Genomic DNA, 11014 nt, shown 5'->3' with positions numbered 1-11014 from the left:
GGCGGTTTCAGTTCTCAGAACTGCGACTGGAGATAATTCTCGAGGCCGATGGATTTGATCAGGCCCAGCTGTTTTTCAAGCCAATAGGTGTGATCTTCTTCCGTGTCGGCGAGCTGAATGCGGAGGATGTCACGGCTTACGTAATCCCTGTGCTGCTCACAGAGCGCGATGCCTTTGCACAGTGCGGCTCGCACCTTGTACTCCAGGCGAAGGTCGCTGGCGAGCATCTCGGGGACCGTAGTACCCACATCCAAGTCGTCAGGACGCATGCGTGGGGTGCCTTCGAGCATCAGAATCCGGCGCATCAACGCATCAGCGTGTTGAGCCTCTTCTTCCATCTCGTGATTGATGCGTTCGTACAGCTTGCTGAAACCCCAATCTTCGTACATCCGCGAGTGGACAAAATACTGGTCGCGCGCAGCGAGTTCGCCTGTCAGCAGCGTGTTGAGGTAATCAATTACATCCGGGTGGCCTTGCATCGCCGTCCATCTCTTGGTGAAAGGCGTTAGTTTGAACCAACCAGCCTGGTTGGTCACCCCAGGGGTTAGCAAATAAACGTGGAAACCCGGCGAAATTCGGACATTTGGTATCGAAAACGCAGGTAAATGAGGAGGGTTCCGTTTATCACTTAGAATCACCGCTGGTTGAGCAAAGTCCGGCCATCCAAGAGGCTTTGTTGCAGACAACAAAAAACCGGGCACTAGGCCCGGTTTTTTGTAGTGACTGATGTCTTATTCAGCGGCTTCTACAGAGCCACCGACAGGACGATCAACCAGTTCGACGTACGCCATTGGCGCGTTGTCGCCAGCGCGGAAGCCACACTTGAGGATGCGCAGGTAGCCACCCTCACGAGTTGCGTAACGCTTGCCCAGATCGTTGAACAGTTTGCCGACCATTTCTTTCGAACGGGTACGGTCAAATGCCAGACGACGGTTAGCAACGCTGTCAATCTTGGCCAAGGTGATCAGCGGCTCAGCAACGCGACGCAGTTCTTTGGCTTTCGGCAGGGTAGTTTTGATCAGCTCGTGCTCGAACAGCGACACCGCCATGTTTTGGAACATAGCCTTACGGTGAGAGCTGGTACGGCTCAGGTGACGTCCACTTTTACGATGACGCATGGTTCATTCCTTACCAAACACTACGTTCGGTGATTACGACGATCAGGCAGTCGCCTTGTCGTCCTTCTTAAGACTTGCAGGCGGCCAGTTGTCGAGGCGCATGCCGAGGGAGAGACCACGAGAAGCCAGAACGTCCTTGATCTCGGTCAAGGATTTCTTGCCCAGGTTCGGAGTCTTCAACAGTTCTACTTCGGTGCGCTGAATCAGGTCGCCGATGTAGTAAATGTTCTCCGCCTTAAGGCAGTTGGCCGAACGTACGGTCAGTTCCAAATCGTCAACCGGACGAAGCAGGATCGGATCGATCTCGTCTTCCTGTTCGACTACAACGGGTTCGCTGTCACCTTTAAGGTCGACGAACGCAGCCAACTGCTGTTGCAGGATGGTTGCTGCACGACGGATAGCCTCTTCAGGATCCAGAGTACCGTTGGTTTCCAGATCGATAACCAGCTTGTCCAGGTTGGTACGTTGCTCGACACGGGCGTTTTCCACCACGTATGCAATGCGACGAACCGGGCTGAACGAAGAATCGAGCTGCAAGCGACCAATGCTGCGGCTTTCGTCTTCATCGCTCTGACGCGAGTCTGCTGGTTCATAACCGCGACCACGAGCTACAACGAGCTTCATGTTCAGGGCGCCGTTAGACGCCAGGTTAGCGATTACGTGATCGGGGTTAACGATCTCGACATCATGATCCAGCTGAATATCGGCAGCGGTAACCACCCCCGAACCCTTCTTCGACAAGGTCAGCGTAACTTCGTCTCGACCGTGCAGCTTGATAGCCAGACCTTTGAGGTTCAACAGGATTTCAATGACATCTTCCTGTACGCCTTCGATGGCGCTGTACTCATGGAGTACACCGTCAATCTCGGCCTCGACTACTGCACAGCCGGGCATGGAGGACAACAGGATGCGGCGCAGCGCGTTGCCCAGGGTATGGCCGAAACCACGCTCGAGAGGCTCGAGAGTGATTTTGGCGCGGGTCGGACTGACAACCTGCACATCAATGTGGCGGGGTGTCAGGAACTCATTTACCGAAATCTGCATGGATGCACCTATTTTCTAGCCCTTACTTGGAGTAGAGCTCGACAATCAGGCTTTCGTTGATGTCGGCGGACAGATCACTGCGGGCTGGGACGCTTTTGAAGACGCCAGATTTTTTCTCAGTGTCTACTTCTACCCATTCTACGCGGCCACGTTGGGCACACAGATCGAGAGCCTGGACAATACGCAGTTGGTTCTTCGCTTTTTCGCGAATTGCCACTACGTCACCAGCACGGACCTGGTAGGACGGAACGTTCACGGTTTTGCCGTTTACGCTTACCGACTTGTGCGATACCAGCTGACGCGATTCGGCACGAGTCGAACCGAAGCCCATGCGGTATACAACGTTGTCCAGACGGCATTCGAGCAGTTGCAGCAGGTTCTCACCAGTTGCGCCTTTCTTGCCAGCAGCTTCTTTGTAGTAACCGCTGAACTGACGCTCGAGAACGCCATAAATACGACGGACTTTCTGCTTTTCACGCAGTTGGGTGCCGTAGTCGGACTGGCGACCGCGGCGCTGGCCGTGGATACCAGGTGCTGCTTCGATGTTGCACTTCGATTCGATCGCGCGCACGCCGCTCTTCAGAAAGAGATCGGTGCCTTCACGACGAGCGAGTTTGCATTTTGGACCAATGTAACGAGCCATTCTTTACAATCTCCTGGATTACACGCGGCGCTTCTTCGGCGGACGGCACCCGTTATGCGGGATTGGCGTCACGTCGGTGATGCTGGCGATCTTGTAGCCGCAGCCGTTCAAAGCACGGACAGCAGATTCACGACCTGGACCTGGACCTTTGACGTTGACGTCGAGGTTTTTCAGGCCGTATTCCAGCGCAGCTTGACCAGCACGTTCAGCAGCTACTTGAGCAGCAAACGGCGTGGACTTGCGAGAACCGCGGAAACCCGAACCACCGGAGGTAGCCCAGGAAAGAGCGTTACCTTGACGGTCGGTGATGGTCACGATTGTGTTGTTAAAAGATGCATGGATGTGGGCGATGCCATCAACCACTGTCTTTTTAACTTTTTTACGAGGACGAGCAGCAGGTTTTGCCATGATTTAATTCCTGTCGATTCGCTGGGGCGATTACTTGCGGATCGGCTTACGCGGACCTTTACGGGTACGCGCGTTAGTCTTGGTACGCTGACCGCGCACTGGAAGACCACGACGATGACGCAGACCGCGATAGCAACCGAGGTCCATCAAGCGCTTGATTTTCATGTTGATTTCGCGACGCAGATCACCTTCAGTGGTGAACTTCGCGACTTCGCCACGCAGCTGTTCAATCTGCTCGTCGCTCAGATCTTTGATCTTTACCGCCGGGTTAACCCCGGTAGTAGCACAGATTTTATGTGCAGTTGTGCGACCAACACCATAGATGTAGGTCAGCGAGATAACAGTATGCTTGTTATCTGGAATGTTAACGCCTGCAATACGGGCCATTCAGTGGGACTCCAATTGACAGCTACCTACGCCCCGGAAGCCAAGAAATAGGGCGCGAGATAATATCGCTGTAATAACAAATAATCAACCCAGCAGCGCACTAGCTGCTGGGCTTTTAGCACAGATCACATTTAGCCTTGGCGCTGCTTGTGACGTGGTTCCGCGCTGCAAATTACTCGAACAACACCTTCGCGGCGAATAATCTTGCAGTTGCGGCACAGCTTTTTCACCGATGCACGAACTTTCATCACCAACTCCTCGAACCTTATGGGTGCTTCAGCGCAGCATGCCGCTGCCGTAGCCCTTCAGGTTGGCTTTCTTCATCAGGGATTCATACTGGTGCGAAACGAGGTGCGATTGCACTTGAGACATAAAGTCCATCACAACCACGACCACGATCAGCAACGAGGTCCCGCCAAGGTAAAACGGCACGTTTGCAGCAACCACGAGAAACTGTGGAAGCAGGCATACGGCCATCATGTAGAGAGCACCGAACATGGTCAGACGAGTCAGAACGCCATCAATATAGCGTGCAGACTGCTCACCAGGACGAATGCCCGGAATAAAGGCACCGGACTTCTTCAGGTTTTCCGCTACGTCTTTCGGATTGAACATCAACGCCGTATAGAAGAAGCAGAAGAAAATAATCCCTGCACTAAACAGCAGAATATTCAACGGCTGACCAGGTGCGATCGACTGCGAGATGTCCTGCAACCAGCCCATACCCTCAGACTGACCGAACCAGGCACCCAGCGAAGCCGGAAACAGCAAGATGCTGCTCGCGAAGATGGCAGGAATTACGCCCGCCATGTTCACTTTCAAGGGCAAGTGGCTCGTCTGCGCTGCGAAGACCTTGCGGCCCTGCTGACGCTTGGCGTAGTGAACAGCAATACGACGCTGACCACGCTCGATGAATACCACGAAACCGATGATCGCTACTGCCAGCAAACCGATGGCGACCAAAGCGAAGATATTGATATCACCTTGACGCGCAGACTCGAAAGACTGCCCGATCGCCCTCGGAAGACCGGCGACGATACCCGAAAAAATCAACATCGAGATACCGTTGCCAACACCGCGCTCAGTGATCTGCTCGCCCAGCCACATCATGAACAGTGCACCAGCAACAAACGTGGTAACTGCAACGAAGTGGAAGCCGATATCTGCTGAGAACGCAACGCCCTGACCGGCCAAACCAATGGACATGCCAATGGCTTGAACCAAGGCCAGGACGACGGTGCCATAGCGGGTGTACTGGCTGATCTTACGACGACCAGCCTCACCTTCCTTCTTCAACTGCTCCAGCTGTGGGCTGACTGCGGTCATGAGCTGCATGATGATCGATGCCGAGATATACGGCATGATCCCCAGTGCAAAGATGCTCATGCGCTCCAGCGCACCGCCGGAAAACATGTTGAACAAGCTAAGAATGGTCCCCTCATTCTGTCGAAACAGGTCCGCCAGTCGGTCGGGGTTGATACCCGGAACTGGGATATGCGCACCGATCCGATAGACGATAATCGCCAGGAACAGGAAACGCAGACGAGCCCAGAGTTCGGACAACCCGCCGCTTTTGCCTAGCGCTGAGAGAGCACCTTGCTTAGCCATTTATTCCTCGAACTTGCCGCCAGCTGCTTCGATAGCCGCACGCGCACCTTTGGTGGCTGCGATACCTTTGAGGGTGACTGCGCGAGTAACCTCACCGGACAGCATGATTTTCACACGCTGCACGTTTTGGTTGATCACGTTGGCATCCTTCAGGGACTGCACAGTGACGACGCCTTCTACTTTAGCCAGCTCGGAGGTGCGAACTTCAGCACGATCCATAGCTTTCAAAGAGACGAAGCCGAACTTAGGCAGACGACGATGCAACGGCTGTTGGCCGCCTTCGAAGCCCGGAGCAATGGTGCCACCGGAGCGGGAGGTCTGACCTTTGTGGCCACGGCCACCGGTCTTACCCAAACCGCTACCGATACCACGGCCCGGACGATGCTTTTCGCGACGGGAACCCGGCGCTGGACTCAGATCATTGAGTTTCATCGATTAACCCTCGACGCGCAGCATGTAGTAAGCCTTGTTGATCATCCCACGGTTTTCCGGGGTATCAACGACTTCTACAGTGTGACCGATGCGACGCAGACCCAAACCCTTAACGCACAATTTGTGGTTAGGGATGCGGCCGGTCATGCTTTTGATCAGCGTTACTTTAACGGTAGCCATGATCAGAAGATCTCCTGGACGTTCAGGCCGCGTTTAGCAGCGATGGACTCAGGGGACTGCATGGTTTTCAAACCCTTGAACGTTGCGTGAACAACGTTTACCGGGTTAGTCGAACCGTAGCACTTGGCCAGAACGTTGTGGACGCCAGCAACTTCGAGGACGGCGCGCATTGCACCGCCAGCGATGATGCCAGTACCTTCCGACGCAGGCTGCATGTAAACCTTCGAAGCCCCATGAGCGGACTTGATGGCGTACTGCAGCGTAGTGCCGTTCAGATCAACCTGGATCATGTTGCGGCGAGCAGCTTCCATTGCCTTCTGGATCGCGGCAGGCACTTCACGTGACTTGCCACGGCCGAAGCCAACGCGCCCTTTACCATCACCAACCACGGTCAACGCGGTGAAGGTGAAGATACGGCCGCCTTTAACGGTTTTTGCTACGCGATTAACTTGTACCAGCTTCTCGATGTAGCCTTCGTCGCGTTTTTGGTCGTTATTTGACATAACTTAGAACTCCAGCCCGCCTTCACGAGCAGCATCAGCCAGCGCCTTAACGCGACCGTGGTACTTGAAGCCAGAACGATCAAAAGCCACTTGCGATACACCGGCGGCTTTCGCACGCTCAGCGATCAGCTGGCCAACTTTAGTGGCCGCGTCGATGTTGCCAGTGGCGCCATCACGCAGTTCTTTGTCCAAAGTCGAGGCGTTTGCCAGGACTTTGCTGCCGTCGGCCGAGATGACCTGGGCATAAATGTGCTGCGAAGAGCGGTACACGCAGAGACGCACGACTTCGAGTTCGTGCATTTTCAGGCGTGCTTTGCGAGCGCGACGCAGTCGGGTAACTTTTTTGACGGTCATTTGCTATGCCCTACTTCTTCTTGGCTTCTTTACGACGGACGACTTCGTCCGCGTAACGCACGCCTTTGCCTTTGTACGGCTCTGGACGGCGGAAGTCGCGGATCTCAGCGGCCACTTGACCAACCAACTGCTTGTCGATACCGCGGATCACGATATCGGTTTGGTTGGGAGTCTCAGCGGTGATGCCTTCCGGCAATTCGTAGTCCACTGGGTGCGAGAAGCCAAGGGCCAGGTTCAGCACCGTGCCTTTTGCTTGCGCTTTGTAACCAACACCGACCAGCTGGAGCTTGCGCTCGAAGCCTTGGCTTACGCCTTGGACCATGTTGTTTACCAACGCACGAGTGGTACCAGCCATTGCGCGAGTTTGTTGATCGCCATTGCGAGCAGCGAAACGCAGCTCACCAGCCTCTTCAACAATTTCAACGGCCGAATGAATGTTCAGGTCTAGAGTGCCCTTGGCACCCTTCACCGAAAGCTGCTGGCCGACGAGTTTAACTTCGACGCCTGCTGGCAACTTAACGGGGTTCTTAGCTACGCGTGACATGCTTATCCCCCTTAGAACACAGTGCAAAGCACTTCGCCGCCGACACCGGCAGCGCGCGCAGCACGATCCGTCATCACACCCTTGTTGGTGGAGACGATAGACACACCGAGGCCGCCACGAACTTTTGGCAACTCATCGACGGACTTGTACTGACGCAGGCCTGGACGGCTAACGCGCTTCACTTCTTCGATGACCGGACGGCCTTCGAAGTACTTCAGCTCGATGGATAGCAACGGCTTGGTTTCGCTGCTGATCTGATAACCCGCAATGTAACCTTCGTCCTTCAGGACTTTGGCTACAGCCACTTTCAACGTGGAGGATGGCATGCTTACGACGGGCTTTTCAGCCATCTGGGCATTACGGATACGAGTTAGCATGTCCGCTAACGGGTCCTGCATACTCATGGGCTAGACGCTCCTGATACAAAAAAATGAGCCTTACGGCTGCAACCTATCGCCTCAAAATTTCGGGCACGTGCAAGCACGGGCTCTGGCGAGCCGGCAATTCTAGGCGCACCCCAGAAATGAATCAAGCCCCAAAAGGGGCTTGATTCAAATTCAGGCTCTACGCCCATGGATTCAAGGTGAACCCAATGGACGCAGTGCGCGAATAACAGCTTACCAGCTGGCTTTAACCAGACCTGGTACGTCGCCACGCATTGCTGCTTGACGCAGCATGTTACGGCCGAGGCCGAACTTGCGGTACACGCCGTGCGGACGACCTGTCAGGCGGCAACGGTTACGCATGCGCGAGGCACTTGCGTCACGTGGCTGCTTCTGCAGGGCGACCGTAGCTTCCCAGCGTGCTTCTGGACTTGCGTTCAGATCCACGATGATCGCTTTCAGCGCAGCACGCTTGGTAGCGTACTTGGCAACGGTGAGCTGACGCTTCAGCTCACGGTTTTTCATGCTCTTCTTGGCCATGGTCCTACTCCAATCAGTTGCGGAACGGGAACTTGAAAGCACGCAGCAATGCGCGACCTTCTTCGTCCGTACGAGCAGTGGTGGTCAGGGTAATGTCCAGACCGCGCAGGGCATCGATCTTGTCGTAATCGATTTCCGGGAAAATAATCTGCTCTTTAACGCCCATGCTGTAGTTACCACGACCATCGAAGGACTTGGCATTCAGGCCGCGAAAGTCGCGAACCCGAGGCAGGGAGATCGACAGCAGACGATCCAGGAATTCATACATACGCTCACGGCGCAGAGTCACTTTGACACCGATCGGCCAACCTTCACGGACTTTAAAGCCTGCGATAGATTTGCGAGCGTACGTCACAACGACTTTTTGGCCGGTGATTTTTTCCAGGTCTGCAACAGCGTGCTCGATGACTTTCTTGTCACCGATCGCTTCGCCCAGACCCATGTTCAGGGTGATCTTGGTAACGCGTGGAACTTCCATCACGTTCGCAAGCTTAAGTTCTTCCTTAAGCTTCGGTGCGATTTCTTTCCAGTAAATCTCTTTTAGTCGTGCCATGGTCTTCTACCTAGCAGTGTTCAAGCATCAACCGCTTTTTGGGTCGACTTGAAGACACGAATTTTCTTGCCGTCTTCAACTTTGAAACCAACGCGATCAGCTTTGTTGGTTGCGCCGTTGAAAATGGCGACGTTAGAAGCGTGCAGTGGCGCTTCTTTCTCGACGATACCGCCCTGTACGCCCGACATCGGGTTTGGCTTGGTATGACGCTTCACCAGGTTGATCCCACCAACGACCAAACGGTCGTCAGCGAGAACCTTGAGCACCTTACCGCGCTTACCTTTGTCTTTGCCGGCGATCACGATGATCTCGTCGTCACGACGAATCTTTTGCATGTCGGATCTCCTTACAGCACTTCTGGGGCGAGCGAGACGATCTTCATGAACTTCTCAGTACGAAGTTCACGGGTCACTGGCCCAAAGATACGGGTGCCGATCGGCTCTTGCTTGTTGTTCAACAGAACAGCAGCGTTGCCGTCAAAGCGGATGATGGAGCCGTCAGCGCGACGAACACCGTGGCGAGTGCGGACTACTACTGCAGTCATCACTTGGCCTTTTTTCACCTTACCGCGCGGAATTGCTTCCTTGACGGTCACTTTGATGATGTCACCGATACCAGCGTAACGACGATGAGAGCCACCAAGCACCTTGATGCACATAACGCGGCGTGCGCCGCTGTTATCGGCCACATCGAGCATGGATTGAGTCTGAATCATATAATTTCTCCGACCCCTAGCCCTTAGACTTCCACAGCGCGTTCGAGAACATCAACCAGCGCCCAAGATTTGGTCTTGGCCATCGGACGAGTTTCACGAATAGTGACCTTGTCGCCGATGTGGCACTGATTGGTTTCGTCGTGCGCGTGCAGCTTAGTCGAACGCTTAACGTATTTACCGTAGATTGGGTGCTTGACGCGACGCTCGATCAGTACGGTGATGGTCTTGTCCATCTTGTCGCTGACGACACGGCCAGTCAGCGTACGGACGGTTTTTTCGGCTTCAGCCATGATTACTTACCTGCCTGCTGGTTGAGCACAGTCTTCACGCGAGCGATGTCACGCTTAACTTGCGAGAGCAGGTGAGACTGCCCCAACTGGCCAGTTGCTTTCTGCATGCGCAGATTGAACTGGTCGCGCAGCAAGCCGAGCAGTTGCTCGTTCAGTTGCTGTGCTGATTTTTCACGAAGTTCATTCGCTTTCATCACATCACCGTCCGCTTAACAAAGGAGGTGGCGAGCGGCAGCTTTGCAGCAGCCAGGGCGAAAGCCTCACGCGCCAACTCTTCGGAAACACCCTCGATTTCATACAGGACTTTGCCTGGCTGAATCTGGGCAACCCAGTACTCCACGTTACCCTTACCTTTACCCATCCGAACTTCGAGAGGCTTTTTGGTGACAGGCTTGTCCGGGAATACACGGATCCAGATCTTGCCGCCACGTTTAACGTGACGGGTCAGTGCACGACGCGCTGACTCGATCTGACGAGCGGTGAGACGACCACGAGCAACAGACTTCAGCGCGAACTCGCCGAAGCTGACTTTGCTACCGCGCAATGCCAGACCACGGTTGTGGCCGGTCATCTGCTTGCGGAACTTCGTACGCTTAGGTTGCAACATTTGGCGTACCCCTTACTTAGCAGCTTTTTTACGAGGCGCTGGTGCTTGCGGTTTCAGCTCTTCTTGGCGACCACCAATTACTTCGCCTTTGAAGATCCAAACCTTTACACCGATCACACCGTAAGTGGTGTGAGCTTCGTAGTTGGCATAGTCGATGTCGGCACGCAGGGTGTGCAAAGGCACACGACCTTCGCGATACCATTCAGTACGTGCAATTTCAGCACCGCCGAGACGACCGCTCACTTGGATTTTGATGCCTTTGGCACCAATGCGCATGGCGTTCTGCACTGCGCGCTTCATAGCGCGACGGAACATTACGCGACGCTCCAGCTGCTGAGCTACGCTCTGCGCAACCAGCATACCGTCGAGCTCCGGCTTACGGATCTCTTCGATATTGATGTGCACAGGCACACCCATTTGCTTGGTCAGGTCCTGACGCAGCTTCTCAACATCTTCACCTTTCTTCCCGATAACGATACCTGGACGAGCGGTGTGGATGGTGATGCGTGCAGTCTGCGCCGGACGATGGATATCGATACGGCTTACGGACGCGCTTTTTAGTTTGTCTTGGAGATACTCTCGCACCTTCAGATCAGCGAACAAATAGTCCGCATAAGTCCGACCGTCTGCGTACCAGACGGAGGTGTGCTCCTTGACGATTCCCAGGCGAATGCCAATGGGATGTACTTTCTGACCCATCTCTTC

Annotated in this window: 22 protein-coding genes; all 22 read right to left on the bottom strand. The window is 54.5% G+C overall.

Going from position 1 to position 11014, the window contains the following annotated elements; translation table 11 throughout:
- Positions 1-14: 14 nt before the first annotated feature.
- Positions 15-479, bottom strand: coding sequence for a bacterioferritin (bfr, locus tag JN403_RS07345; protein ID WP_122623962.1), 465 nt, complete (start codon positions 477-479; stop codon positions 15-17).
- Positions 480-731: 252 nt separating this feature from the next.
- Positions 732-1118, bottom strand: a complete 387-nt coding sequence (gene rplQ / locus JN403_RS07340) for a 50S ribosomal protein L17 (RefSeq protein ID WP_074891753.1) — start codon at positions 1116-1118, stop codon at positions 732-734.
- 42 nt (positions 1119-1160) lie between these two features.
- The gene (gene rpoA / locus JN403_RS07335; RefSeq protein WP_007970428.1) at positions 1161-2162 is read right to left on the bottom strand and encodes a DNA-directed RNA polymerase subunit alpha; all 1002 of its coding nucleotides are present in this window, start codon (positions 2160-2162) and stop codon (positions 1161-1163) included.
- Positions 2163-2184: 22 nt separating this feature from the next.
- Positions 2185-2805 carry a 30S ribosomal protein S4 gene (gene rpsD, locus JN403_RS07330; RefSeq protein WP_037017742.1) on the bottom strand — a complete coding sequence of 207 codons (621 nt, stop codon included), beginning with the start codon at positions 2803-2805 and terminating at the stop codon, positions 2185-2187.
- A gap of 18 nt (positions 2806-2823) precedes the next feature.
- Entirely contained in the window at positions 2824-3213 is a 390-nt protein-coding gene (gene rpsK / locus JN403_RS07325) for a 30S ribosomal protein S11 (RefSeq protein WP_002555466.1), read from the bottom strand.
- Between the two features lie 30 nt (positions 3214-3243).
- The gene (gene rpsM / locus JN403_RS07320) at positions 3244-3600 is read right to left on the bottom strand and encodes a 30S ribosomal protein S13 (protein WP_037017739.1); all 357 of its coding nucleotides are present in this window, start codon (positions 3598-3600) and stop codon (positions 3244-3246) included.
- A 131-nt stretch (positions 3601-3731) separates the two neighbouring features.
- Positions 3732-3848: a 50S ribosomal protein L36 gene (rpmJ, locus tag JN403_RS07315; protein WP_002555468.1), complete on the bottom strand. Its 117-nt coding sequence runs from the start codon at positions 3846-3848 to the stop codon at positions 3732-3734.
- Positions 3849-3876: 28 nt separating this feature from the next.
- On the bottom strand, positions 3877-5208 hold the full coding sequence (gene secY / locus JN403_RS07310) for a preprotein translocase subunit SecY (protein ID WP_065988454.1): 1332 nt from the start codon (positions 5206-5208) through the stop codon (positions 3877-3879).
- Entirely contained in the window at positions 5209-5640 is a 432-nt protein-coding gene (gene rplO, locus JN403_RS07305; RefSeq protein ID WP_037017733.1) for a 50S ribosomal protein L15, read from the bottom strand. It abuts the gene before it with no gap.
- 3 nt (positions 5641-5643) lie between these two features.
- Positions 5644-5820 carry a 50S ribosomal protein L30 gene (rpmD, locus tag JN403_RS07300; protein ID WP_028621547.1) on the bottom strand — a complete coding sequence of 59 codons (177 nt, stop codon included), beginning with the start codon at positions 5818-5820 and terminating at the stop codon, positions 5644-5646.
- Positions 5821-5822: 2 nt separating this feature from the next.
- Positions 5823-6323 (bottom strand): 30S ribosomal protein S5, encoded by a 501-nt coding sequence (gene rpsE / locus JN403_RS07295; RefSeq protein WP_037017729.1) that lies wholly within the window; start codon positions 6321-6323, stop codon positions 5823-5825.
- 3 nt (positions 6324-6326) lie between these two features.
- Positions 6327-6677, bottom strand: coding sequence for a 50S ribosomal protein L18 (gene rplR / locus JN403_RS07290; RefSeq protein WP_037017727.1), 351 nt, complete (start codon positions 6675-6677; stop codon positions 6327-6329).
- A 10-nt stretch (positions 6678-6687) separates the two neighbouring features.
- Positions 6688-7221: a 50S ribosomal protein L6 gene (gene rplF, locus JN403_RS07285; protein WP_122536825.1), complete on the bottom strand. Its 534-nt coding sequence runs from the start codon at positions 7219-7221 to the stop codon at positions 6688-6690.
- Positions 7222-7232: 11 nt separating this feature from the next.
- Positions 7233-7625: a 30S ribosomal protein S8 gene (gene rpsH, locus JN403_RS07280; protein WP_037017722.1), complete on the bottom strand. Its 393-nt coding sequence runs from the start codon at positions 7623-7625 to the stop codon at positions 7233-7235.
- A gap of 213 nt (positions 7626-7838) precedes the next feature.
- Positions 7839-8144, bottom strand: coding sequence for a 30S ribosomal protein S14 (gene rpsN, locus JN403_RS07275; protein WP_003186042.1), 306 nt, complete (start codon positions 8142-8144; stop codon positions 7839-7841).
- 13 nt (positions 8145-8157) lie between these two features.
- On the bottom strand, positions 8158-8697 hold the full coding sequence (rplE, locus tag JN403_RS07270) for a 50S ribosomal protein L5 (protein WP_172609875.1): 540 nt from the start codon (positions 8695-8697) through the stop codon (positions 8158-8160).
- A gap of 20 nt (positions 8698-8717) precedes the next feature.
- A complete protein-coding gene (gene rplX / locus JN403_RS07265) occupies positions 8718-9032 on the bottom strand; it encodes a 50S ribosomal protein L24 (protein WP_002555478.1) in 315 nt (104 codons plus the stop codon).
- A gap of 11 nt (positions 9033-9043) precedes the next feature.
- Positions 9044-9412: a 50S ribosomal protein L14 gene (gene rplN, locus JN403_RS07260; RefSeq protein WP_002555479.1), complete on the bottom strand. Its 369-nt coding sequence runs from the start codon at positions 9410-9412 to the stop codon at positions 9044-9046.
- Positions 9413-9435: 23 nt separating this feature from the next.
- Complete coding sequence (gene rpsQ, locus JN403_RS07255) at positions 9436-9702, bottom strand: 30S ribosomal protein S17 (protein ID WP_003194644.1); 267 nt, start codon at positions 9700-9702, stop codon at positions 9436-9438.
- Between the two features lie 2 nt (positions 9703-9704).
- Positions 9705-9896: a 50S ribosomal protein L29 gene (rpmC, locus tag JN403_RS07250; protein WP_002555481.1), complete on the bottom strand. Its 192-nt coding sequence runs from the start codon at positions 9894-9896 to the stop codon at positions 9705-9707.
- Positions 9896-10309 carry a 50S ribosomal protein L16 gene (rplP, locus tag JN403_RS07245; protein WP_003186052.1) on the bottom strand — a complete coding sequence of 138 codons (414 nt, stop codon included), beginning with the start codon at positions 10307-10309 and terminating at the stop codon, positions 9896-9898. Before rplP ends, rpmC begins: the two co-directional genes overlap by 1 nt.
- Before the next feature lie 12 nt (positions 10310-10321).
- Entirely contained in the window at positions 10322-11008 is a 687-nt protein-coding gene (gene rpsC, locus JN403_RS07240) for a 30S ribosomal protein S3 (protein ID WP_003176422.1), read from the bottom strand.
- Positions 11009-11014: the final 6 nt, after the last annotated feature.

Origin of the sequence: Pseudomonas sp. 15A4 (genome assembly GCF_016925575.1) — a bacterium.
Taxonomy (GTDB): domain Bacteria; phylum Pseudomonadota; class Gammaproteobacteria; order Pseudomonadales; family Pseudomonadaceae; genus Aquipseudomonas.
The sequence above is the reverse complement of the archived record's forward strand: the minus strand, read 5'-3'. Positions and strand labels throughout refer to the sequence as shown.

What these genes read in the sequence shown, in the direction of transcription:
- bfr (WP_122623962.1), bottom strand. Translation starts at nt 479, where the DNA reads ATGCAAGGCCACCCGGATGTAATTGATTACCTCAACACGCTGCTGACA.
- rplQ (WP_074891753.1), bottom strand. Translation starts at nt 1,118, where the DNA reads ATGCGTCATCGTAAAAGTGGACGTCACCTGAGCCGTACCAGCTCTCAC.
- rpoA (WP_007970428.1), bottom strand. Translation starts at nt 2,162, where the DNA reads ATGCAGATTTCGGTAAATGAGTTCCTGACACCCCGCCACATTGATGTG.
- rpsD (WP_037017742.1), bottom strand. Translation starts at nt 2,805, where the DNA reads ATGGCTCGTTACATTGGTCCAAAATGCAAACTCGCTCGTCGTGAAGGC.
- rpsK (WP_002555466.1), bottom strand. Translation starts at nt 3,213, where the DNA reads ATGGCAAAACCTGCTGCTCGTCCTCGTAAAAAAGTTAAAAAGACAGTG.
- rpsM (WP_037017739.1), bottom strand. Translation starts at nt 3,600, where the DNA reads ATGGCCCGTATTGCAGGCGTTAACATTCCAGATAACAAGCATACTGTT.
- rpmJ (WP_002555468.1), bottom strand. Translation starts at nt 3,848, where the DNA reads ATGAAAGTTCGTGCATCGGTGAAAAAGCTGTGCCGCAACTGCAAGATT.
- secY (WP_065988454.1), bottom strand. Translation starts at nt 5,208, where the DNA reads ATGGCTAAGCAAGGTGCTCTCTCAGCGCTAGGCAAAAGCGGCGGGTTG.
- rplO (WP_037017733.1), bottom strand. Translation starts at nt 5,640, where the DNA reads ATGAAACTCAATGATCTGAGTCCAGCGCCGGGTTCCCGTCGCGAAAAG.
- rpmD (WP_028621547.1), bottom strand. Translation starts at nt 5,820, where the DNA reads ATGGCTACCGTTAAAGTAACGCTGATCAAAAGCATGACCGGCCGCATC.
- rpsE (WP_037017729.1), bottom strand. Translation starts at nt 6,323, where the DNA reads ATGTCAAATAACGACCAAAAACGCGACGAAGGCTACATCGAGAAGCTG.
- rplR (WP_037017727.1), bottom strand. Translation starts at nt 6,677, where the DNA reads ATGACCGTCAAAAAAGTTACCCGACTGCGTCGCGCTCGCAAAGCACGC.
- rplF (WP_122536825.1), bottom strand. Translation starts at nt 7,221, where the DNA reads ATGTCACGCGTAGCTAAGAACCCCGTTAAGTTGCCAGCAGGCGTCGAA.
- rpsH (WP_037017722.1), bottom strand. Translation starts at nt 7,625, where the DNA reads ATGAGTATGCAGGACCCGTTAGCGGACATGCTAACTCGTATCCGTAAT.
- rpsN (WP_003186042.1), bottom strand. Translation starts at nt 8,144, where the DNA reads ATGGCCAAGAAGAGCATGAAAAACCGTGAGCTGAAGCGTCAGCTCACC.
- rplE (WP_172609875.1), bottom strand. Translation starts at nt 8,697, where the DNA reads ATGGCACGACTAAAAGAGATTTACTGGAAAGAAATCGCACCGAAGCTT.
- rplX (WP_002555478.1), bottom strand. Translation starts at nt 9,032, where the DNA reads ATGCAAAAGATTCGTCGTGACGACGAGATCATCGTGATCGCCGGCAAA.
- rplN (WP_002555479.1), bottom strand. Translation starts at nt 9,412, where the DNA reads ATGATTCAGACTCAATCCATGCTCGATGTGGCCGATAACAGCGGCGCA.
- rpsQ (WP_003194644.1), bottom strand. Translation starts at nt 9,702, where the DNA reads ATGGCTGAAGCCGAAAAAACCGTCCGTACGCTGACTGGCCGTGTCGTC.
- rpmC (WP_002555481.1), bottom strand. Translation starts at nt 9,896, where the DNA reads ATGAAAGCGAATGAACTTCGTGAAAAATCAGCACAGCAACTGAACGAG.
- rplP (WP_003186052.1), bottom strand. Translation starts at nt 10,309, where the DNA reads ATGTTGCAACCTAAGCGTACGAAGTTCCGCAAGCAGATGACCGGCCAC.
- rpsC (WP_003176422.1), bottom strand. Translation starts at nt 11,008, where the DNA reads ATGGGTCAGAAAGTACATCCCATTGGCATTCGCCTGGGAATCGTCAAG.